Origin of the sequence: Paenibacillus oralis, from assembly GCF_003863965.1 — a bacterium.
Lineage (GTDB): Bacteria > Bacillota > Bacilli > Paenibacillales > Paenibacillaceae > Fontibacillus > Fontibacillus oralis.
The window spans coordinates 3967937-3988258 of sequence record NZ_RRCN01000001.1 but is presented as its reverse complement, the minus strand read 5'-3'; the positions used below and the strand labels follow the sequence as shown (position 1 = coordinate 3988258).

Here is a 20322-nt window from a genome sequence, read left to right as displayed (position 1 = left end):
TGGCTTTCTGGTTGTGTCAAGCTGTCATTAGTTTCGATTTTATTCAGATATACTCAGCACGGCACGAAATCGTGTCTTTGCCGACATCATCTTGTCATACGCTTCGTTGGCGCGTTCCAAAGGAAAGACTTCAATCAAAGGACGAACCTCAGTCAGCACACTGAAATGAACCGCCGCTTCAATTTCTTTAGTTTGCCCGGTAAACGAACCCCGCACAGTATTAGGGCCTTTCAAAAAGTCCATCGCAGACAATTCCAAAGGTTCGCCGGAACCAGCTACAATAATGAGCTCGCCATCTGGACCTAGCCCATGAATCAAAGAAGAAATTACTTTAGCATTTGGCGCAGTAGCGAGAATGACTTTGGCTCCGCCTAAGGCTTTTAACGCTTGGGCCAGGTCTTCTTTTTCGGAATCGATATAGTAATGCGCTCCAAGCTTTCGTGCCAACTTTTCTTTGTCCACACCACGAGAGATAGCCACAGTTTGAAAGCCTGCTTTTTTAGCATACTGTACAGCAAGATGCCCGAGTCCGCCAATACCGGAAATGGCCACAAGATCACCGGGCCGAGCCTTGCTGTTTCGCAGTGCGCTAAACGTGGTTTCGCCTGCGCACATCAAAGGAGCTGCTTCATTGGATGATATTTCGTCGGGAATGCTGATCAGGCCGTCTTCAAAAGCAACCATATATTCCGCATAGCCGCCATCGATGGTTAGACCCGTTACATGGTTGTGACTCCCATGCCAACCGATGCCCACGCGTTGCCCAATTTTCCATTTTTCCGAACCTGCCCCAAGCTCCTCCACGATACCGACCACTTCGTGACCCGGAATCCTCGGATATTCTCGGGAGCCTCCTCTAATAGCAACCGAGTCTCCATTACATACCCCGCATGCCTCTACACGAAGAAGCACTTGCCCTTCTCCAGGTTGAGGCACCGGGATCTCCACCAATTGCATTTTTTCGCCCTTGGACGGAATTTGCATTGCTTTCATCATTTTCATTGCATCTATCCTCCCTATAGTTTGGCTGCCGAACACTTATAGTATATGATGAATCAAATATTATTAAAATAAACAATTGTATAATTGATTATTAAACAACTTTAACCATAGGAGTTTTTCTGGGCACATAAAAAACGCAGCCTTAATGCTGCGTTTTTTATAGAGCAATCATCTTAACTAACTCGTCCGCCATTCATGCACGCCCTCTTCAATGCGATAGGCCTTGAATCCCTTTTTCAGCATTTTCTCAACAGCTTGCGTGGTGAATACACAATACGGTCCGCGGCAATAGGCGGCGATTTCGGTTTCTTGCGGCAAATTTTGGAGATAGTCATCAAGTTCTTCCATTGGAACAGATACTGCTCCTTCAATATGTTGCGCCTCGTACTCCTCTTTAGGACGAATATCCAATACAAGAAAATTACCCGTTTTCATCCTCTCCAATACTTCCTTCTTGGATATGGTACGAACGTTCTCATATTGTTGATACAGATTTTGCTTGAGACGCGGTACATCAGAAAGCTGATGCTCAGAGATTTTCCATAAAGACATCAAAAATTCCGCGACTAGCGGATTCGCCAAGGAGTAGATGACGTACGTGCCTTTTTGGGTAAATCTCACTAAATTAGCATCTAATAACACTTGAAGATGACGCGATACATTGGCAAAACTCATTCCAGATTGATGAGCTAGAGTTTCGACAGCTTTAGGACCGTTGGATAGTAAACTCAAAATTTCGAGTCTTCTCTCACTGGATAGGCATTTCCCAATTCGGGCATATTGTAAAAATAATTGTTCTTTATATAACTCCGCTAATTGTGCATCTTCCATAAAATTCACCGCCATTCCTTATTCAACTGAATATTTGAATTATAAAACGCCAATCTTCAAAATTCAAGTAATCCCCAATCCCGATCAGTTTCCTGAATCATGAAAAAAACCGGTATTGCGATAATTCGCAGTACCGGTTTTATCTATGCTATGGGTCAATTCCGTCATTAATAGGCATTGTAAATGCGAATTTCCGGATTTGCCTGAAGCAGAGGCTTAAGTCCAACAACTACATCATTATTGAAAAGCTCACTTTCCAGGTAGGCTTTTGCGTCTGCTTCACTACTGAAACCGTGAAGCACCTGAACATCCTCATCACGGATAAGCAAATCCTTGGAAACCGCACCCTTGATTTCCTTCAAGAAAGGCTCGCGGTAGTCCGTATAAACTTTAGCCGCAGCCGGACGGTTATTATTATCAATAACCATTGTGATTTGCAGATATGCTTTTGCACTCATGATTTATCCCTCCATTGATTTGTTCTATGGTTCGTTTAACCATGATTAAACTATAACCAAGGAGCTTGGCAGGGTAAATATATTAGGAAATTTATAAGTAACTAATAAATTTCATAGTTAAGAAAACTATAGCTGGTCACAAGTTCTGCAAGCAGGCAATTTCGTATCTAAATCTTCCGCTGAATGTTCCCTCGACCATTGACAAATGTATTGAAGAATTGGAAGTACGGATTTTCCTTTTTCTGTAAGAGTATATTCGACTTTAGGTGGAATTTCATTATATTGCGTGCGATTGATCATTTCGTCAGCAATCAATTCTTTTAGCATTGCAGCAAGCACCGCATCTGTAATATTACCAAGTTCCTTTTTGATTTCGTTATATCGTATTACTTTGTTAGAGGATAACACACATATAATTCTTGACTTCCATTTTCCGCCGAAAATATCAAGACCGTACTCAATAGGACACATGATTTCTTTTCCGAGTTTTAGTTCATATTTCATTGCTATTTCCTCCAAAATTCGCTTTATTGCTCTGCATACCATTTTAAATCAAATAATTACCAAATTAAATATTTCCGTATATACTGATACGAATAAGACCAGACTTTATATCTGGTCTTATCTGTAAATGTTTTTTTAAAGTGCTTGAATTTCTCTTACAATATTTGCAACAGCTTTTTGAACATATTCAGGGTGCGTTGCTAAATTTAAGCGAATATAACCAACAAAATTTTCTCCAAACCATTCTCCATAATCAACAGCAAGTTTACATTTTTTTTGGACAAAGTCTCCTATATCTTCGAGCTTAACATATTTTCTTAAGTCCAAAAAAAGCAAGTACGTTCCTTCTAAATCGGCTACTTCAATATGTGGAGCCTTTTCTTTAAGCTCTTTTTTAACAAAATTATAGTTGCTTTCAATAATTTCGTTAATATTATTCAGCCACTCTTCGCCATATTCATATCCAGCTTGAGTTGCTACATACCCCATAATATTTATTTCAGTTTGATTAATTCTTTTCACAAATTCATCATAGGCTTCACGAATTTTATCATCAGAAATAATAATATGTGAATGTAGCAGTCCCGCCAAATTGAATGTTTTCGAAGCCGAATTCAAAGTAATTAGATGATCTCTATACTTACCATCTGCAACTACTGTTGCTGGAATAAATTTCTGGCCTTTCATAGTAATGTCTTGGTGAATTTCATCACTTACAACCAAAACATGATGTTCTTTGCATATTTCAAGAATTTTATCCAGTTCCTCTTCCGTCCAAACTCTTCCAACCGGATTATGCGGTGAACATTGAATAAACAGTTTCACGCCATTCTCTACAATAGCCTTTTCAATTGCCATGTAGTCCATAACGTATTTGCCATTATCGTTTACTAGATCAACAGTCACAAGCTTTCTGGCATTATTAGTAACAGCATGATGGAAAGGATAATACACCGGGGTAAGAATTAATACGGCATCTCCCTTTCGAGTGAATCCGTTTACAAGCCAATTAATCGCTGTCACTAACCCATTGGAAAATCTTACCCATTCTTTCTCAATAGGGAAATGATATCTTTTCGTCATCCATTTTGAAAAAGCCTCAAAATATTCATCAGGAATAAAAGAATAACCAAATACGCCTTGTTTTACTCGTTCTACCATCTTTTCAATGATTTTGTCTTCTGTCTTGAAATCCATATCAGCAACCCACATAGAAATTAAATCGGGATCTCCATATCTTTTTTCCAATTCATCCCACTTTAATGAATGAGTATTGTGACGATCTATAGCATATTTTTCTAAAAAGTTTTGGATTGTCATGTTTCACCTCTTCAATGTACTAGTCAATGGTTGCAAGCGCCTCGATTTCGCATAAAACACCTTTAGGCAGTTCTCTTACAGCCACACAGCTTCTTGCTGGTTTAGATGTAAAATATTCCTCGTAAATCTTATTGAATTTCCCGAAATTTTCCATATCCGATAAGAAGCAAGTCGTTTTAAAGACTTTTTCTAAACTTGATCCTGCTGCTTCTAAAATAGCTTTAATGTTCTCACAACTTTGTTTAGCTTGACCAGTAATCGTTGTTTCGACACTATCGGTTTCACGGTTTATTGGAAGTTATCCCGATGTGTAAACAATTCCATTTACTACAAATGCCTGTGAATAAGGACCGATTGCTGCCGGTGCTTTTTTTGTATCAATTTTTTTCATATCCATTCCTCCGTTAATAAAATTAATAATTTGGCGTTTCTGTTTCCGGACTCTTCATTTCTTTAGATTTGAACAATCCAAACTGTATGACTAAAATCGCTGTGACCATGATAATCACAGGATAGTAAGAATATTTCATCAACTCTAAATAGTCGACACCCCCATATTGTTGAGCTAATAGCACACTACTGTCATACGGGACTAACGATAGAATGGCACTTGAAAAAATGGTCATCAAACTAGCTACTTTTTTTCGTGGAATATGATATTTTTTCCCCAAATCACCTGCAATCGGTGCAGTAATAATTACCGCAACCGTATTGTTCAAAGTTGCTCCGGAAATCGTACCTGTTACTAAAGAAATTAAGTATTCACAGCTTTTAGCTCCTTTAATTTTTCTGGTTAAGAAATCAAGCAGCCATTCAATCCCTCCGTAATATTCAATAAGTTCTATCAATCCTGAAACTAGACTTGAAAATACAGCCAGAAAGAACATATTTTCCATTCCGGCCCCTATTGCTCTTGTCCATTCAAAAAATGTTACAGTCCCGCTCAATATTCCAATTATTTCGGTGGATAAGATCCCTAAAGTTAAAACAAGAATCACATTCATTCCTATTAGGGACATTCCAATTACTACTATATAAGGAAGAATATTAATTAAGCTATATCTATTTGCTATAATTCCTTCACCTAAACTGCCATTGCCGCTTGATAGCGCATACAAAATTACGGTAATCAGTACGGCGGGTAAAGCAATTAAGAAATTCATTTTGGCAATCTCTTTTAATTTCTCATTAACTCCACTTGCTGCAACAATTAAAGTACTTGAGATAAATGCAATCGAGTCTCCAAAGTAGGCACCTGCAATAGCGGCAGCTCCTGCCATGGCCACGTTTATTCCTGCCCCGTTTGCCAAAGCAATCGCAACAGGAATAATTGCAACTTGGGTACCCATAGAGGTGCCCGTAGAAGTAGAAATAATACAAGAAATTAGAAATATGCCCGGTACCAAGAAATTTAAGGGGATTAAATCGATTCCCATATTGACAATTGAGTTTTCTGCTCCCATTGCAGAAGCTGCACTTTGAAAACCACCAGCTAAAAGTACAACAAGACTCAACAGCATAACTCCATATCTTCCTGCACCTTTAGTATAAATTTCTGCCTTTGTACTTAAAGGTGTTTTTCTATCAAAAAATACAAATGCCAAACATATAGCCGCCACAACTGCAACATATCTGGGCAATTGTCCGAAAGGGTCTTCTGTTCCGGTAAGAGTAAAAAATACTCCACAACCAACATACAAGATCAGAAAAACAATCATTGGAACAAAGGCTAGTCCTTTATAATTTCTCTTACTTCTAAGTTTTTCCATATTTTCCCCTCAGCCATATTTATTTTGTTTTTCATTTTTATTGCTAACAGCTTCACAGATTCGTCTTAACCCTTCTTTAAGAACTGATTTTGGACAAGCAAGATTTAATCGAACGAATCCGTCTGAGTTCTGAACAAACATACTACCTCCTTCCAAGAGAACTCCAGCTTTATATGCAAAGAATAAGGGTAAGCTTTCTTCATCCGAGAAATATTCACTTACATCAACCCAGGCCAAATAAGTTGATTCAGAAATTTCAATATGAGCTTCCGGCAAATGAGTATTTATATATTCTTTTGTAATTCTAAAATTCTCATCTAAATATTCTCTTAGTTCTTCCAGCCAGGGTTCACCTTTTTCATAAGCAGCTTGTGCAGCTGCAATACTCAAAGGATTGTCAAAGTTATAATGTCTGGACAACCAGGTTTTTCTTAATTCTTCATTTGGAATAATAATATTTGAAATCATTAAGCCCGCTAAATTGAATGTCTTACTTGGTGCCATACAAGTAATAATTTTGTTATAATTCGGAAATACTTTAGCAAAGGGGATTTGCTGTTTTCCTTTTCTTAACAAATCGCAATGGATTTCATCTGAAATCACCCATAGATTATGTCTAAGCGATATTTCTCCGATTTTTTGCAGTTCTTCTTCTGTCCAAACTCTACCCGTAGGATTATGTGGATTACATAAAATCAATAATGCTACTTTGTTGTCTGCCGCCTTTTTTTCTAAATCATCAAAATCAATTTCGTATCTGCCAGCATTATTAATTAAATCACTTACCACAGATTCTCTATTATTATGATCAGCAGCATATTTGAAATAGGCATAGGATGGAGTTAAAAAAAGGACTTTTTCATCTTCCTTACAGATATATTCTACGAGTTCATAAAGTGCAGGAATTACACCATTTGACATCACTAAATCTTTTTTCTCAAAGTGCCAACCGTATCTTTTTTCACACCATTTTGAGAAAACTTGATAATAGTCTTCAGAAAATACTCTAGTATAACCAAAAATTCTTTTTTCCAATCTTTCCTTAATCCCATCGATGACTACATCAGGAGTTGCGAACTCCATATCAGCAACCCACATGCGAATGAACTCCTCATCTTTATACGGAAAAACGATTGAATCATCTGCTTTAAAAATGTACTCTCTAAATCCATCCGTATTCATGGCATTGGTATTTCTTCTGTCGATTATTTCATCAAAGTTATACATTGTAGCATCCTTTCGTTCTTTTGATGTTTATAAATTAGTTCAAAACAGAATTCAAAACAAATGAAGTAATGTTTCTTCAAAGTATAAAAAAAAACTAAAAAAATCTACTTAGAGTAGATTCTTTTAGTTTTTTCGTGTTATTATTCTTTTTATAAATGAAAGCGCTAAAATAAATGACTTTTTCAATTTATATGAAACTCTATGGGGAGTTGATTTATATGGCTGATTTAAATAGCAAAATTGGAGGTAAAATAAGAAACTTCCGTAAAAAAAGAGATATGACATTAGCAGATTTATCAAAGGATCTTTGCAAAAGTAAAGCTACTGTATCGAAATATGAAAGAGGAGAAATTGCTATTGATATAGTCACTTTATACGAAATAGCCGATGTACTTAATGTCCACGTCGATCAACTACTGTATTTTGAAAGAGAAAACGATCCGACAAAACGAAAAATATTTAATCCCGCTTTCTTTTCTGGAATAAACCAATTTTATTCTTACTTATACGATGGACGGGCAAATAAAATAATGAAGTGCGTATTCGATATTATTCCAACGGAATCAGAAACTGGAAATAAAATTTATATGTATATGAATTTTAAAGATTACGATAATTATCAAAATTGCGAGAATACTTATCATGGAATTATCGAACATTATGATGCTTTAACCAATATTGTGATGAGAAACCAAGATACGTATATGGAACAAGTAACCGCCAGTATTTTAGCTTCTTTTTTGGATTCCAGCACCAAATGGGGACTTTTCTTTGGACTTTCTTCCAGACCTATGATGCCTATAGCAGTAAAAATGTTATTCTCAAGACATATTTTAAAAGAAGATGATGAATTAGTAGATAAATTGAAAGTTTCAAAAGACGATATACGTCTTTTAAAACATTATAATATGCTTTCAGTCACATAAGACATGAATGAAGTAAATTCCTTAAGTTCCATTTTCATTCTAAATTATGTTGTTAAATTAAATTATAAATTCCATAATCTTCCTTGTCAAGTGTTATGACACTTATTTGCTTTTTCGCACACCGCAAGAAAACAAAAAAATAATTGGTCAGGTTATGTATGCAAGTAAAAACACAACAAACCTGACCAACCTTTTTTTTATGTTCTCTCTTTTAAAGCATTTGATACCATGATACTCAATACATTTTTAAACGTTTGAAGATCATCCTCAGAAATACTAGCTATCGTATCGTTTTTAAACTTTTCGGCAACCGGCAGTAAATTTAGATAGACCTGTACTCCCTTTTCTGACAACTCCAACCGTTTGACCCGCTTATCTGTATGGATACCTGACCGATTCAAGAACCCCTCAGATTCTAGTTTTTGAAGCAATCTGACAACGCTGGGCTCTTTTATACACATTTTATTTGCCAGTTCGCGCTGGGTAATGGATTCACTAGTATAGATATAATACATCGCAATCCATTGGCTCCTAGTCATGTTATACGGCCGAAAATCCTTCTCCAATTCTTCCGCGAATAATTTTGCACTGCGGTTTGTAATAAAGGCAATACAGTCATCTAAATTAAACAAGGTTTACACCAACCAATCAACTGATTTATCTTAAATTAATCTCCTCTTTTCTAAATTATTATAACAAAATATTGTTGTGGCCGCTTAATAAACATATCAAAGCGATCAAATTGTTACAGCTCAAGCTTGATGCAACGCTCCAATTCCTAACCCAAACGCCGCCTCATGAATCACCTCTCCGGTAGTCGGATGAGCAAAGATCGTCTGAGTAATCTGCTGCTCGGTAAGCTCATTAGCAATCGCAAGAGTAAGACTGCTAATCAGCGAAGAAGCATCGGGACCAATAATGGACCCTCCAACGATCTTTCCAGAGTTATTATCCTTGATCAGCTTGATAAATCCTTCCGGTTCATTCATAGTTAGCGCCTTACCGTTACTTTCAAAAGATACCTTACTCACACTGTAGTCCATTCCCCGCTGCTTGCATTCATCTTCCGATAAACCAACGCTGGCAATCTCGGGAGAAGTGAAGATAACATTGGGTACAGCGGAATAATGCATGCTATTGGTCTCACCAAGCAGAGCATCTACAGCCGTAATGCCTTGATGTGAAGCAACATGGGCAAGTTGTATAATGTTTGTGACATCTCCAATGGCATACACATGTTTTAAGTTCGTACGCATTTGTTTATCAACGGCAATGCCTTTACCTTTATCATTTAATTGAATGCCCGCTTTTTCAATATCCAGCCCGTCAAGGTTTGGTTCGCGTCCAATCGCAACCAATACCTTTTCACTGACAAGAAGATGCTCACCCTTAGAATCCTCGTAGGTTACAATTGCCTCATCATCGTCAGCACGTTGAATTTTGGACACCTTGGAGTTGGTGTGAATATGAATCCCTGCCTGCTGGGCCATATGCTTGATTTCTTCTGAAATGTCGCTGTCCAACATTGTGAGCAGACGATCCATAAATTCCACAACATGCACTTCAACTCCCAAGTTGCGGTAAATGAAGGCGAATTCCATCCCAATAACCCCGCCGCCGATGATTGTAATGCTCTTTGGCAGCTCTTCGCAAGATAGTGCCTCCGTACTATTCATTACAAACGGCAGCTCAATTCCTGGTATATTCACCTTGGAAATCTTGGACCCTGTTGCCACTATAATATTTTTTGCTGAAATATGGTAATTATTCTTACCCGTTACATTCACTGTCTTCGCCGAAAGGAAAGAAGCATGACCATGGACAACCTGAACCTTGTTTTTTTCCATTAAAAAACCAACGCCGGAAACCAACTTCTCTTTGACTTCATCTTTACGACGAATAATTTGCTTCATATCGACTTGAAGTTCATTTCCTGCTTTTATACCAAACAATGAAGAATTCTTAACGCTATGACAGATTTCAGAAGATTTGACTAGTGCTTTTGTAGGGATACAGCCTACATTCAAGCAGGTACCGCCCAGTTCTTCTTTTTCAATTATCGTTACTTGAAGACCTTTTTTTGCAGCGTAAATGGCAGCTACGTAACCTCCCGGCCCCGCTCCAATAATGAGCAAGTCCGTGTTCATATCTCGAGTTTGTGGAGCATCAGTCGATGGCTGCTGCTTGGATTGGACAGGTATATCAACCTGTATTGCATTCAATTCAAACAAGACTTGATTCGAGGAAATCTCGTCGCCTTCTTCAAACAATATCTTGCTAATAACGCCCACTTCCGTAGCTTCAATCGTTCGATTCCCTTTTCCGGTTTCAATCTGTACCAAGCTATCTCCAGCAGACACCTTGTCGCCAACCTTTACCTCTATCCTGCCTGCTTTTCCCTTTTTACCACCGGGTATCATTGACATTTTGATTTGCATAGATATGCTCCTTATTTACTTGAAGGGCAGATTATAAGAGCCTCTTCAAGTGAACGTATTAATGTCTTACTACACCTGCTTTAACCATCTTCACACCGTTAGCGAGGCAATCTCCAACAGGGCATGTCTTTTCGATGAATTCTGCAAAAGCCTCTGCCTTTTCTTGGCTTTCGTTGGTTTTGAAATGCATGACGAAACGAATTTCTTGAAATCCATTCCTCACATCCGCAAATCCCATAAAGCCATCCGGGTCTAGGTCTCCTTCAAGTTCAACATAAAATTCTTCATAGGTAAATTCATTAGCTTCCGCAAAAGCGCCTGCAACAATGGATTGACAGGCACCAAGCGCACATAAAAGAGCTTCAACCGGACTCATACCAGTATTGGTTCCTCCAAAATCCTCTGGCTCGTCCATAAGGATTTTAAACCCTCTTGAATTTGTCTCAACCTGCAATCCATTAGGTAATTTTTTGGCAGTTGCTTTGAAAGTAGTTAGCATGAACATAACCTCCATATTAGGTTTGTGAAAATAATAACATGGCTCATTTTGAAAATCAATAGTTAACTAAGTAAGTATTTATTCTGATTGAGCGAAATCGACATAGATTTTGATCAAAAGAAACGAGAAATAAGGTATAGAGCTCCCCCATTTCTCGTTTGCATCAATTGATTTTTAAGCCAGAAGACTATTTAAACGTTCTTCGTCAATATTTTCAGTGATTAACCTCTGCATTTTCCCGTCTTTGTAGTAAGCGACAGCCGGTACGCTGTCTATGCCCAACTTACCGGCTGGCGCCGATGGCCAAAGCCAGGCTGATCTGTCCGACATTTTCTATGCCCGGAATCGGGTTGCCTGCAGCAAAGGCGGAAAACTTGATCGCCGTAAAGCCGATGGTTGCGAGAGAACAAGCAAGCAAAACCGCCCTCGTCACGGATGTACTCCCTGTGATCCAGGGGTCCCGCATGGACGCCGTAAAACAAAACCGCGCTCTTTGCAGCACTACGCCAAACGCAAGTCCGAAAAGTAAATAGATCACCATTTTGCCATTGTACTGATTCAAATAGAGACCAAATCCAATGACGAGAACCGTAGCCAAAAGAGCGATCGGCAGTTGGCTCTTCTTCGGCTTTCTGGGTGCCCGAGTGCGAGTGGGTTTCGTTGCGAGACTGGCGTTTTGCTCCATAAGTGAACACCTCCAACTTTGAAGTCAATCAAACTATGTGAAAATAGCAACATGATTGTGTAGTCTATGGTTATCTGCATTTTCGATGCTGCATTAGTTTTTCTTATAACGATTTAATAATAGACGGGTTATGATATACATTGGTCAAAACTTGACAAGGAGGGCATTACAATGAATCTGGATACTCTTAAGCTATTTCTTGATATTTCCAGGCTCAATAGCATCTCCAAAGCGGCACAGAAATCGCATATCACGCAGTCCGCGCTTAGCCAACAATTAAAATCCTGGGAAACGGCGCTGGGCACCGAGCTGCTGCAAAGAAGCAACAAAGGAGCGCAGCTTACGGAGGCCGGAGAAATTGCCCAAAAATACGCGGCCCAAATTTGTAAACTTTATGAGGATATGATCACCGAAATCGCACAAATTAAGCCTGCCCAATGCCAACATCTAGCGATTTACGCGATCTCTGAAGTATGCAACTACGCTCTACCCTGTACTTTATTTGAAGTGAAGAAGCACTTCCCTTGTTGCAGCATTTCATTAAATGAAGCGCTCAGCCCGCACATTGAAGAGCATATTTTACTTGGAGAAGGAGACATCGGTTTCATCTCCGGTCCATCCTCCAAGCCAGGGATAATTTCGTATAAGGTATTTTCCGACCAAGTCATGCTCGTGTCCAGCAACTCCAAGCCTAATCCCAAAGAGATTCAATTGGAAGAGCTGCCCCGGTACCCCCTGATTGGGTCAACCCAGCTTATCTGTGTTCAACGCTCGTTGGCGATGACCTCCACAGGATCCGTGAAACTGAACATTCTCTACAAACTAGATTCCATTGAGGCCGTTAAGCTGGCTGCGATCAAGGGGCACGGCGCGGCATTTCTGCCGTAAATGTCCATAAAAAAAGAGCTGTATAACAAACAGCTCAAGCCAATCCATATTCGTGATCTCCAGGTTTACAATGACATTTATATGGTGAAGAGGCATCATCAAAAATGTAACCGCGATACCAAGCAACTTATGCAGTATATTGAACAGACCTTGATTGATACGTTATGCTGAAATCCCAAAGCTCAAGCCTCTATGCGGATCTCCCACACGCCATTCATTACTTCTTGAGCTGAGCAACGCAGATGGGTCTGATTGCAGTATTCTGTGATCGATTTTCTCGCACAGCTATGGTCTGTGAGCAGCAGCACTTTTTCGCCGCGGCAAATCGCTTGGTGGTGCTTCTTAAGTATCAATACCGGCACCGGACAAACTTCTCCCATGCAATCGATTTCAATCATACTTCAGCACCTCTCCTCACTCAGCTCGCTTGATAAGTCCAGTATAGCTCAACCAGCATAAATAAAGCTATCAACCTATCTCCTTGAAAAGTGCGCTACTTCAAATACTACTTAAGCGTTTCAATAAACGTACTCAGAGCCTTGGTCAGGTAGGTATACCAACCTGGTGACATGGTAAACCCCCGCTTAAAGGGAGTGACCTCCTGGGGCTCCAGACTCCGACTTGCCGAAAATAGCGGTAATTTATGTCGCTATACTGTCGGCTCTCCCCTTCGCCCACCAAATAGCGGAACAATTGGGTCCTATTTTATTGCCAGGGTGGGAAAAAGCCCCTTTTCGCCCCGCTCGCCAATAATAGCGGTAAAAAATTCCTCTATCGGGGCTGAACTCACTTCTTTGCAGACAACAGGGCCCTTTTTTACCGCTATTTCGTAACCTCCGCAGCCTTCGCACGAAGAACTCATTCCAGCCGCGTTCAGCTCTGTTGTAAGAAAGAACGTTCAGCCGCGCACTCCCTTTTTTTCCGTGAAAAAGTACAGCAAAGCCAAAACCGGAAACAGAACGCCAACCCACATCGCCGCCTTCCAGCCGCCCATGGCGTAAGCCCATCCCCCGACCGCGGAACCGATGGCCCCGCCGGCAAAAAAGATCGCCATATAGAGGCCGTTCAGCCGGCTGCGAACCTCCGCTCCCAAAGCGAAGATGGCGCGCTGTCCGAGTACCATGTTGGCGGACACGCCCATGTCCAGCAAAATGGCGGCAGCCACCAGGATAACAATAGAGAGAATCGAACCGCCGGCGAACAGCATCGGCAAAAGTCCGGAAAGAATCACCAGCACGATGGACAATCCGGTGGCCGCGCGGATCAGGCCTTTATCCGCCAGGCGCCCCGCGATAGGCGCCGCCACCGCGCCGGATACTCCCGCCAAAGCGAACAGGGCCACTCCTGTGGAAGAAAAATGATACACCGGACTCGTTAAAACGAGCGGAACCGTGGTCCAAAACAGGCTGAACATGCCGAACAAAAACGCGTGATACAGCGCCCGGCGCCGCAGAATCGGCGTCGTTTTCAGCAACTGCAGCATCGATGAGAGGATCGCCGGATAGTTGACGGTGGTTTGCGGGCGTCTTGCCGGAAGTACCTTTGCCAAAACAAGAGCCAGCACCAAAAGCATGCCGGAGGATAAAATAAAGATCGCGTGCCAGCCGAAGTAATTTTCCACCAAACTCGACACCGGACGGGCCAGCATGATCCCCAATAACAGACCGCTCATAACGTTGCCCACATTACGTCCCCGCGTCTCCTCTGGAGATAGGTGAGCCGCATAGGGAACCAGAATCTGGGCCGCCACGGACCCGACGCCGATCAACAGGGAAGCGGCCAGAAACAGCGCCGCGCTTCGGACTTCGGCGGCGATGATCAATACGATGGCCGTCAAAATCAGCAGCGTAACCACCAGCTTGCGGTTCTCCAGCAGATCCCCCAAAGGAACGATAAATAACAAACCGATCCCGTAGCCGATTTGGGTCAGCGTGACGATCAAACCCGCGGCTCCCGAAGATAATCCTACGGCCGAACTGATCGATTCCACCAATGGTTGCGTGTAATAAAGATTGGCTGCGATCAGACCGCAGGCCACAGCAAGAATCAGCGTGATCCATGACGAAGCGGTATTCTCCTCCGGCTTACTTTTTGCGATGACATTCATGAAAAACACTCCTTTTTATAAGTTATAATGCCAAAATACTGGAATATTCGTTCCAATATGAGAACAAGTTGCCCATTCCCTTATGTACTCGTAAATGGGCTTCATTTTCAGGAACAATCGTTCCGATAAAGTGAAAAAAAAATAGCTTTACAGCATCTCGAAAACCGCGTTCATCATATCGCGGACTTTAGCTCTGTCGCTTTGGACCTTGGCCATCACGTTGATGCTATGGTTGAGATTCAGCAGCAGGTACGCGAACATTTTAATATCTTTATCTGGGGCAATCTCTCCCGCTTCTTGCCCTTTCTTTAACGTCTCGTAAAACAGCCGCTCCAATTCCGTAAATCTGTGGCGAATCGTATTCTGCAGTGGCTCATCCAAGGCTTCCATACCAATCGATGCGTTCGTAATCATACATCCGTTTGGATAAGCTTCGCCGTGCGCGGCAAAAGCGTTCGTGATATGCAGCTCAAAATACTGGCGGATTCCGTCGATCGCAGAAGGGGCCTGGATCATCAGATCGCGTTTTTTTTGCGACATTTTTTTGTAACATTGGATGGCTTCGTAATAAAGTGTCTGTTTATCCTGAAACGTTTCGTACAAACTGGATCGGCTTAGTCCCATAGATTCCAGCAAATCCGGGATGCTTGTTCCCTCATACCCCTTTTCCCAAAAAACGATCATCGCTTTGCGCAGCACTTGATCCCGGTCAAATTCTTTAATCCGTCCCAAAGGTACCTCCTCCTTTTCAACACAAGTATAAATTAATCGGAATGAATAGTCCAGTATTTTTTTCAAAAAGCCAATTCCTTCCGCAGGAATCGGCTTTTTGCGTTTCTTACTTATTTAATATTTCATGCGCGCTTTTTCTCACAAAAGCCAGCTCGGCCTCGCTCATTTCGCAGTATTCGCTGTTTTCATTTGTGGTGTTGGCGTCTTGAACATACGTCATTACCGTATCCTTTTGCATAATCGTATAAAACCAGGTATCCTGAGCAATATTGTAGACCTTCCCCGGTTCCATCTCAATCAGTTCGATATCGAACTTGTCATCCTTCCGGTCCGCTGCCAGCAGAATCGCTTTGCCTTTCACCAAAATGAATTGTTCATCGGTTTCGCGATGGACTTCCAGGCGATAAATGCCGTTGATATCATTATCCGGTTTCCAGTTTTTGATGCATACCAGCCATTTCTCATTTTTGTACACGCATTGGATGCCTTCGCCTTCATGACTAAATATATCCGCCTTCATCGGTTTACCATTCCTTTCGCATTTCGCAGTTACTCTCCGATAACCTGAATGTAAACTTTCCTGCTCTTCGGACCGTCGAATTCGGCCAAATACACATCCTGGGCGTCGCCCGACACCAGCTTCCCATCCTGCACAACGAACATGCAGCTGTTGCCGGAAATCATCGACTTGAGATGCGAGGGAGAATTGCTGCCCGTTGCGCCGTAGGACGGCAGGAAATGCGCATGAGCGTATGGCCAATCCTTGGGTGCCAAACGTTCCAGCAATTCCTCGATATCCGTCTCCACGCATTCCAGTCCTTCGTTGACCATAATGCCGGTAGTCGTATGTGCCGAGATAACAGCCGCCAGACCGTTGACTATGCCGCATTGTTCCACGAAACTTTGAATCTCCCTCGTAATTTTGATCATCTGAAATTCGGCTGTTGACCTGAGCACAAGCGTTTTTAATTTAACCAAGGCCGCTCATTCCTCCTCTCTCCCAGGAAAACCTCAGCGTTGCCGCTCAGAATCTTCTGCAATGTCTTCGGCCGGAACGCCATCGCCTCAAGCGCCGGCAAAAGCCGCTTCGCCTTGAATCGGGGCGTGTTGGTGCCGAACATGACCTTGTCTCTCAGATTGCGCTCTATCCAGAGCGGACCCATGTTCACTTTGAAAATCTGCGTATAGAAGTCAAGCGCATTATCCATATGGAGCAATGACGTGTCCGTGAACACATTCGGATATTTCAGCAGCAGCATCACCGTCTCTTGAATCCATGGCCAGCCGAAATGCGCCAGGCATATGCGAAGCTCGGGATACGCGATCGCCACTTCCTCGAAACGCAGCGGGTGCGAATATACGGCCGGAGCGTCAGGCTCCCAGCTCATACCCGCGTGGAACATGATCGGTTTGTCGTATTTCACGCAAATCTCGTAGAGCGGCTTCAGCCTATCATCATCGGGGTAAAATTTCTGCTTTGAAGGATGAAGCTTCAGGCCGCTCAGCTTCAGATGGGCGAACGCGTACTCCAGCGCCTCTGCCGCATCCTCGCGATACGGATCCACGCTGGCAAAACCGATAAACCGGTCCGGCGCAAGATCGACCAGCGTTCGCACCTCTTCATTCGCGACAATCCAGCCGCCGCTTCTGGTCGTCAGATCCAGCGGGAGCAGCACAGAGCGCGTTACGCCATTGTAGTCCATCTCCTGAAGCACCGATTCGACCGGAGTTGGCGACTGTTTGAATATGCCGAACTCCCGTTTTCGATATTCCAACGTCTCTTTGTCCCCGCAAATTGCCTTGTGGAAAATTGGATGTGTGTGCACATCAATAATCAAAGAAAACACCTCTTCTCTGGTCTGTCCTATTTCAGTAGGGTTCGAATTTGGTGACAACCCCGGCTGCCGTTCGAGCGCCATGATTCAGCGATTCCGAAATGGACCAGCCTTGCAGTTCGCCATACATGAAGCCGGCACAGAAGGAATCTCCCGCCCCTACCGTGTTGACAACCTCCGCAGGCACAATCTGACCGCGATACAACGTCTTGCCGTCATAAGCCAGACTGCCGCGCTCCCCTAACGTCGCGATGACGATACGCGGCCCCAACGCCTGCGCCCATGCGATGAACTCCGTAATATACGCGTCCTCCTCCGTATAGGAGAAAAATGCGTAGTCCACATCCGGCAAAATCGCCCCGGCAATATCCTTCTTCGTTCGCGTGGAGAAATCAAACACAATGGAGACGCCCCGCTCCCGGAAATAAGGCAATTCCCGCTCGATCCTGCCGGACAGATTGGTGTGGAGTGCATCGTGCTCCGCAATAAATCGCCGGTCATCCTCATTCAATGCGAAATGCGCCATAACGCCTTCGATTTTTTCCTTGTGCACGCGATCGTTCCCATTCAGCTCCATCTTGAAAACCGCCGTACTGCCCTGCCGCACGCTAAGATGGGATACATCGATCTTCTCTGTTTTCAGCATGTCGATCATCATGTCGCCGTATGCATCCGTCCCGACCACACTGACCATGGAAGCCTGAACTCCCATTCTGCGCATATGAATAACAAAATCGACACTATTCCCGGTTGGATACATCCTGTTCAATTGGTCATAAACATCCACGCAGCTGAATCCAACTCCCGCTATTCGCACGCCCTCGCTTCCCCTTCCTTTGTTCATATAATTCGGCCTCGCTCATTTCGCAGATGGGTATTAGGATAAGTGCTTTTCAAACCACGCGAGCGAATCCCGCATCGCTTTTTCCGGATCCAAAATATACCTTCTATCCAGCAATTCCAGGCCCAGGTATCCCTTATAATCGATATCGTTAAGCGCCTTCAAAGCTTCGTCCATATTGAGCTGGCCTTCTCCGGGAACCAGATGCCCTCCGGGATTTCCGTCTACAAAGTGGACATGATTCAAATCATTTCCGAGTTCCCTGATGAAGTCATGGATCGTATCCTTGCCTGTCGTGGCCATCACATCCGTATCCGCCAACCCTTTCAAATACGGGCTCCCTACCTCTTTGATCATCCTAGAAATATGCTCGGCCCGGTTGAACACGTGCGTGGAAAAGCTGGTAAACGCCTCCACGGGAAGGTAAACTCCTTCTTTTTCCGCCGTTTTGCAAATTTCGCTCAAAGATTCCCGGCACCAATTCCACGTTTCCGTCTCATCGGCGTCCAAATAGGCGATCCCCGTGGTCACCAGCACTCGGTCGCATTCGAGAAGGGACGCGGCTTCAATATGGCGGCGAAAAAACTCGACGCTGTGCTTGCGGTACTCCGGATCGGGATGGCTGATGCTGACCGGATAGACATACTGCTCAGGGGTCAGGCAGATCACCTGCAACCGGCGTGCTTTTATTTTTTGCTGCAAACTTTTGACATCTTGAATTGTAAAATAGTCCAAATGGAAATGCGGGCCCGATGCCCATAATTCAATATTGCGGAATCCCAACCGTGCGGCGGAACTCAAGAAATACTCCAAGGAATACCTTTTATAATGATAGTTCGCGGCGGCCACTTGCGAGATTTGTATCATATTAACCAGATTCCTCCTTTGCTTGTGACAAGCGGTTATAATAAAGCGCTTCCAATCAAGGTGGCTATGATGACGGAGACCACGGTATTAATTAATCCGGGTATCATGAAACTATGATTTAATACAAATTTACCGATTTTGGTCGTTCCCGCGGTATCAAACGAGATGGCGGCAAGACACTGCGACGCGACCGGCAAAAAGTAGTTGGCATTAACGGCCATCCACGCTCCGATGATGATATAAGGAGGCAGATGCAGGGCGATGGCGATCGGGATCATAATCAATGTCGTGGCCCCTTGGCTCGTCGTCAAAGCGGCAACGACAAACATGATCACGGCAAGCGTCCAGGGATGACTATTTACGATGGTGGCGACATGATCCTGAATGAAAGCGGTTTGTCCGTTGATGAAGGTGCTGCTCATCCAAGCCAGCCCAAAAGCGCAAACCATCGCCAGCGCACCCGCCCTAAATATCGGGCCGTTAAGAATCGTTTCAATCGCCGGACGGCCAAAGATAATGATGAGCGTAGCGCAAACCAGCATAATGATTTCAATCGTATTCGGCAAGGATAAAAGCGTAGTTTCGCCATTTAGCACCCAAGATGGACGCAGGTTGGTAAACAAGCCCATGATGACAATCGCCAGAACGCCCAGCAAAAAGAGCACAACCGAGGCTTTCGCGCCCTTTGTAACTGCTTGTTTCTCGGCATTTTGCTCCGGTTTGGCGATTAATCCTTCCGCCAGCCTCCGCAAATATTCCGGATCTTCCTCCAGCTCTTTGCCTTTGCGCATCGTCAATACAGCGCTTGCAACAACCCCCAAAAGTGTAGCCGGTATTGCAATGGTCAAGATGGTTCCCAAACTGATTCCAAGCGGGGCCATAAATCCGATCATCGCGGCGGTGGCCGCCGATACCGGCGAGCAGGTGATCGCCTGCTGGGAGGCGATGATACTGTTTGAAATCGGTCTTTCCGGTCTGATTTTATTATCGATGGCCAGTTCATTGATAATCGGTAATAAACTATAGACAACATGTCCCGTTCCCGACAAGAAAGTAAACAACCAGGAGATGATCGGAGCTATGATGGTAATATTTTTAGGCGACTTACTAAGCATTTTTTCCGCAAGGTGAACAAGAAAATTAAGCCCGCCCGAAGACTGCAGCGCTGAGGCCGCCAAAACGACCGCTAAAATAATCAGCATGACATCGATGGGAGGTGCCGCCGGTTGGACGTGGAAGATAAAAACAAAGATCGCCACGCCCACGCCGCCGAGCAAGCCCATAAATACATCGCCTTTTCTGGCGCCAAAGAAGATGAGCAAAATGATGATGAACAGCTGAAACCAGAACATGAAGGTTCGCCCTCCTTATGTTATTCTCTGAATACGCTTAC

Annotated in this window: 22 protein-coding genes and 1 pseudogene; 2 read left to right on the top strand and 21 right to left on the bottom strand. The window is 43.2% G+C overall.

Annotation, left to right across the window (positions count from 1 at the left end; all coding sequences use genetic code 11):
• Positions 1–39: 39 nt before the first annotated feature.
• From EHV15_RS17890 to EHV15_RS17855, 8 genes and pseudogenes are all read right to left on the bottom strand, one after another.
• Positions 40–1002, bottom strand: a complete 963-nt coding sequence (locus tag EHV15_RS17890; RefSeq protein ID WP_128632394.1) for a zinc-binding dehydrogenase — start codon at positions 1000–1002, stop codon at positions 40–42.
• A gap of 177 nt (positions 1003–1179) precedes the next feature.
• Positions 1180–1833: an ArsR/SmtB family transcription factor gene (locus EHV15_RS17885; protein WP_128632393.1), complete on the bottom strand. Its 654-nt coding sequence runs from the start codon at positions 1831–1833 to the stop codon at positions 1180–1182.
• A gap of 167 nt (positions 1834–2000) precedes the next feature.
• Positions 2001–2291, bottom strand: coding sequence for a hypothetical protein (locus EHV15_RS17880; RefSeq protein ID WP_128632392.1), 291 nt, complete (start codon positions 2289–2291; stop codon positions 2001–2003).
• A 126-nt stretch (positions 2292–2417) separates the two neighbouring features.
• Positions 2418–2795 (bottom strand): winged helix-turn-helix transcriptional regulator, encoded by a 378-nt coding sequence (locus EHV15_RS17875; protein WP_128632391.1) that lies wholly within the window; start codon positions 2793–2795, stop codon positions 2418–2420.
• Between the two features lie 135 nt (positions 2796–2930).
• Positions 2931–4115, bottom strand: coding sequence for a MalY/PatB family protein (locus EHV15_RS17870; protein ID WP_128632390.1), 1185 nt, complete (start codon positions 4113–4115; stop codon positions 2931–2933).
• Positions 4116–4134: 19 nt separating this feature from the next.
• Positions 4135–4506 (bottom strand): annotated as a pseudogene (locus tag EHV15_RS17865) (Rid family detoxifying hydrolase).
• A gap of 22 nt (positions 4507–4528) precedes the next feature.
• A complete protein-coding gene (locus EHV15_RS17860) occupies positions 4529–5884 on the bottom strand; it encodes a Na+/H+ antiporter NhaC family protein (RefSeq protein WP_128632389.1) in 1356 nt (451 codons plus the stop codon).
• 9 nt (positions 5885–5893) lie between these two features.
• Positions 5894–7111 (bottom strand): MalY/PatB family protein, encoded by a 1218-nt coding sequence (locus tag EHV15_RS17855; protein WP_128632388.1) that lies wholly within the window; start codon positions 7109–7111, stop codon positions 5894–5896.
• Positions 7112–7329: 218 nt separating this feature from the next.
• On the opposite strand from EHV15_RS17855, the gene EHV15_RS17850 reads away from it, so the two are divergent.
• Positions 7330–8037: a helix-turn-helix domain-containing protein gene (locus tag EHV15_RS17850; protein WP_128632387.1), complete on the top strand. Its 708-nt coding sequence runs from the start codon at positions 7330–7332 to the stop codon at positions 8035–8037.
• Positions 8038–8234: 197 nt separating this feature from the next.
• Here EHV15_RS17850 and EHV15_RS17845 read toward each other — a convergent pair whose 3' ends face one another.
• The 4 genes from EHV15_RS17845 to EHV15_RS17830 all read right to left on the bottom strand — a co-directional run bounded on the left by EHV15_RS17845 (position 8235) and on the right by EHV15_RS17830 (position 11659).
• On the bottom strand, positions 8235–8576 hold the full coding sequence (locus EHV15_RS17845; protein ID WP_281281723.1) for a MarR family winged helix-turn-helix transcriptional regulator: 342 nt from the start codon (positions 8574–8576) through the stop codon (positions 8235–8237).
• Positions 8577–8789: 213 nt separating this feature from the next.
• Positions 8790–10475, bottom strand: a complete 1686-nt coding sequence (lpdA, locus tag EHV15_RS17840; RefSeq protein ID WP_128632385.1) for a dihydrolipoyl dehydrogenase — start codon at positions 10473–10475, stop codon at positions 8790–8792.
• Between the two features lie 58 nt (positions 10476–10533).
• The gene (locus tag EHV15_RS17835; protein ID WP_128632384.1) at positions 10534–10974 is read right to left on the bottom strand and encodes an OsmC family protein; all 441 of its coding nucleotides are present in this window, start codon (positions 10972–10974) and stop codon (positions 10534–10536) included.
• A 283-nt stretch (positions 10975–11257) separates the two neighbouring features.
• Positions 11258–11659, bottom strand: coding sequence for a YeeE/YedE family protein (locus tag EHV15_RS17830; RefSeq protein ID WP_178075877.1), 402 nt, complete (start codon positions 11657–11659; stop codon positions 11258–11260).
• Between the two features lie 171 nt (positions 11660–11830).
• On the opposite strand from EHV15_RS17830, the gene EHV15_RS17825 reads away from it, so the two are divergent.
• Entirely contained in the window at positions 11831–12547 is a 717-nt protein-coding gene (locus EHV15_RS17825) for a LysR family transcriptional regulator (RefSeq protein WP_128632383.1), read from the top strand.
• 182 nt (positions 12548–12729) lie between these two features.
• Here EHV15_RS17825 and EHV15_RS17820 read toward each other — a convergent pair whose 3' ends face one another.
• From EHV15_RS17820 to EHV15_RS17780, 9 genes are all read right to left on the bottom strand, one after another.
• Entirely contained in the window at positions 12730–12945 is a 216-nt protein-coding gene (locus EHV15_RS17820) for a sulfurtransferase TusA family protein (RefSeq protein WP_128632382.1), read from the bottom strand.
• 500 nt (positions 12946–13445) lie between these two features.
• Entirely contained in the window at positions 13446–14654 is a 1209-nt protein-coding gene (locus EHV15_RS17815) for an MFS transporter (protein WP_128632381.1), read from the bottom strand.
• 147 nt (positions 14655–14801) lie between these two features.
• Positions 14802–15386, bottom strand: a complete 585-nt coding sequence (locus tag EHV15_RS17810) for a TetR/AcrR family transcriptional regulator (RefSeq protein WP_128632380.1) — start codon at positions 15384–15386, stop codon at positions 14802–14804.
• A gap of 106 nt (positions 15387–15492) precedes the next feature.
• On the bottom strand, positions 15493–15906 hold the full coding sequence (locus EHV15_RS17805) for a cupin (protein WP_128632379.1): 414 nt from the start codon (positions 15904–15906) through the stop codon (positions 15493–15495).
• A gap of 29 nt (positions 15907–15935) precedes the next feature.
• A complete protein-coding gene (locus tag EHV15_RS17800) occupies positions 15936–16364 on the bottom strand; it encodes a secondary thiamine-phosphate synthase enzyme YjbQ (protein ID WP_128632378.1) in 429 nt (142 codons plus the stop codon).
• Positions 16352–17212 carry an amidohydrolase family protein gene (locus tag EHV15_RS17795; protein ID WP_484217436.1) on the bottom strand — a complete coding sequence of 287 codons (861 nt, stop codon included), beginning with the start codon at positions 17210–17212 and terminating at the stop codon, positions 16352–16354. The genes EHV15_RS17800 and EHV15_RS17795 overlap by 13 nt, the downstream gene beginning before the upstream one ends.
• A 43-nt stretch (positions 17213–17255) precedes the next feature.
• Positions 17256–18065: a fructoselysine 6-kinase gene (gene frlD, locus EHV15_RS17790; RefSeq protein ID WP_128632376.1), complete on the bottom strand. Its 810-nt coding sequence runs from the start codon at positions 18063–18065 to the stop codon at positions 17256–17258.
• 33 nt (positions 18066–18098) lie between these two features.
• Positions 18099–18929 (bottom strand): sugar phosphate isomerase/epimerase family protein, encoded by an 831-nt coding sequence (locus EHV15_RS17785; protein ID WP_128632375.1) that lies wholly within the window; start codon positions 18927–18929, stop codon positions 18099–18101.
• A gap of 35 nt (positions 18930–18964) precedes the next feature.
• Positions 18965–20281, bottom strand: coding sequence for an anaerobic C4-dicarboxylate transporter family protein (locus EHV15_RS17780; protein ID WP_128632374.1), 1317 nt, complete (start codon positions 20279–20281; stop codon positions 18965–18967).
• Positions 20282–20322: the final 41 nt, after the last annotated feature.